At 35.7% G+C, this 2,640-nt stretch carries 3 protein-coding genes; 2 read left to right on the forward strand and 1 reads right to left on the reverse strand.

The features are described 5' to 3' along the window. Positions 1–194, reverse strand: a 194-nt coding sequence (locus ACK5ON_RS06335; RefSeq protein WP_409820910.1) for a hypothetical protein, incomplete at its 3' end; no start/stop codon positions are given. Positions 195–463: 269 nt separating this feature from the next. Between ACK5ON_RS06335 and rpsO the strand changes: the two genes are divergently transcribed. Both rpsO and ACK5ON_RS06345 read left to right on the forward strand, forming a co-directional pair. Continuing rightward, entirely contained in the window at positions 464–733 is a 270-nt protein-coding gene (gene rpsO / locus ACK5ON_RS06340; RefSeq protein ID WP_409820913.1) for a 30S ribosomal protein S15, read from the forward strand. Positions 734–919: 186 nt separating this feature from the next. Next, a partial coding sequence (locus tag ACK5ON_RS06345; protein WP_409820916.1) for a polyribonucleotide nucleotidyltransferase occupies positions 920–2,640 on the forward strand: 1,721 nt, incomplete at its 3' end.

The raw sequence follows: 2,640 nt of genomic DNA on the forward strand, positions 1-2,640 counted from the left end.
ATGTCAGCATAACTTGCATTGGCAGTGGAATTAGTCATTGTAATTGGAACATTGGCAATACTAGGTGTGGTATTGTTAAAGTTTAATTTATTTGCCTCACCAAAAACCCATTGGTTATTTCTATTAAAAGTAGTTTGACTAAATGTATAATATATACTTGATATTCCAAGAAGTAAGAGTAGTAAAAACCTCATGATTTAGCGACTTACAGTTAATTTAATTTATAGTATTTTAGTTTTGGTATTGAATAATTACACAAAACACTACGCAAAATTACATTATTCTGTTTGAATTTAAATTCATTGTGAATATCTTGCCCTAATATTGTTTATAACTCATTGGTTTTCTTGGTTAAAGATGTATTTCTTGAGCCGAAAATTGTTTTTCAAAAAAAAATAACTATCTTTGTGCCGTTCTTTGAAAAGTTCAGGAACTACATAATAATTATTTAAACAATATTGGCATGTATTTAAATACAGAAGTTAATGAAGGTATCTTCGAAAAACACGGAGGTGCAAAAACAAACACTGGTTCTTCAGAAGGACAAATCGCTTTGTTTACATTCAGAATTGCTCACTTAACTGAGCATTTGAAAAAAAATCGTAAAGATTACGGAACACAAAGAGCGTTACAACTTTTAGTAGGTAAAAGAAGAAGTCTTTTAGATTACTTAAAGAAAAAAGATATCAATAGATATCGTGAGATAATTAAAGAATTAGGTATTAGAAAATAATACATATATAAAGAGGTGCGAAAGTGCCTCTTTTTGTTTTTACACAAAACCTATAAGGATTTAAAACCTTATAGATTTGAATATTTAAAAAAAGTTTGGTTTTTCATTGGAATACAACAACTACAACAACACAACTATGCTGCTGACAGGCAGTGAAACCAATGTAAAATTAAAAAAGGAAAATTTATGATTCCACAATTATTTGTAGAAAAAATCGATTTAGGTGATGGCAGAAGCATCACAATCGAAACTGGTAAATTAGCAAAACAAGCAGATGGTTCTGTTGTTGTAAGATGTGGCGACTGTATGCTTTTAGCAACAGCAGTATCTGCAAGAACATCAAACCCAGGCGTTGACTTTTTACCTTTAACGGTAGATTACCGTGAAAAATTTGCCGCTGCAGGACGTTTTCCTGGTGGTTTTTTCAAAAGAGAAGCTCGTCCTAGCGACAGCGAAGTGTTAACCATGCGTTTAGTGGACCGTGTTTTACGCCCGCTTTTCCCAGATGATTACCATGCTGAGACTCAGGTGATGATTCAATTAATGTCGCATGATGAAAACGTGATGCCAGATGCGTTAGCTGGTTTAGCTGCCTCGGCTGCTTTGGCAGTTTCCGACATTCCATTTTACAACCTTATTTCTGAAGTACGTGTAGCACGTGTGGACGGAAAATTTGTAATTAATCCAAGTAAATCCCAATTAGAGTTGTCTGACATCGATATGATGATTGGAGCATCTTTAGATTCGGTTGCAATGGTTGAAGGTGAGATGAAAGAGATTTCAGAACATGAAATGGTAGAAGCTATCAAATTTGCTCACGAAGCGATTAAAGTTCAAATTCAAGCTCAATTAAGATTACAAGAAGCTTTTGGTAAAAAAGAAATTCGTTCGTATGAAGGTGAAGTAGAAGACGAAGAAGTTTACAAAAAAGTAAAAGCAACTGGCTATGACAAATGTTACGCCATTGCACAAGAAGCTTCTGGAAAAAGTGAAAGAGGCGAAAAATTTTCGGTAGTAAAAGCAGAGTGCCAAGCGTTGTTTACAGAAGAAGAATATGCTGAAAATAGCAACTTAGCCGGATTAGTTGGAAAATATTTCTACAAAACCAATAAAGAAGCAGTTCGTAACGTAATCCTTGAAAAAGGGATTCGTTTAGATGGAAGAAAAACAACCGAAATCAGACCAATATGGTGTGAAACCGATTATTTACCCTCTGTTCACGGTTCTTCATTATTTACTCGTGGAGAAACACAAGCGTTAGCAACTGTGACGCTTGGAACTTCAAGAGAAGCGAACCAAATTGACTCGCCAAGTGAGCAAGGCGAAGAAAAATTCTACTTACATTATAATTTTCCACCATTTTCAACTGGTGAAGCCAAACCTTTAAGAGGAACTTCACGTAGAGAAGTGGGTCACGGAAACTTGGCACAACGAGCGCTGAAAAATATGATTCCGGCTGATTGTCCTTATACTATCCGAATCGTATCTGAAGTTTTAGAATCAAACGGATCTTCTTCTATGGCAACCGTTTGTGCTGGTACCATGGCATTGATGGATGCTGGAGTACAAATGGTGAAACCGGTTTCTGGAATTGCTATGGGATTGATTACTGATGGCCAAAAGTTTGCGGTATTGTCAGATATTTTAGGTGATGAAGATCACTTGGGTGATATGGACTTTAAAGTTACTGGAACTAAAGACGGAATCACAGCGTGTCAAATGGACATCAAAATAGAAGGATTACGATATGATATTATGGAACAAGCGTTAGGTCAAGCTCGTGATGGTCGTTTACACATTTTGGGTAAATTAACCGAAACTATTGCTACACCAAGAGCCGATGTTAAAAAACACGCTCCTAAAATTATCATGAGAACCATTCCTGGAGCTTTTATTGGTGCCTTGAT

The sequence above is a fragment of the Flavobacterium sp. genome (assembly GCF_046317795.1).
In the GTDB taxonomy this organism is placed as follows: Bacteria; Bacteroidota; Bacteroidia; order Flavobacteriales; family Flavobacteriaceae; genus Flavobacterium.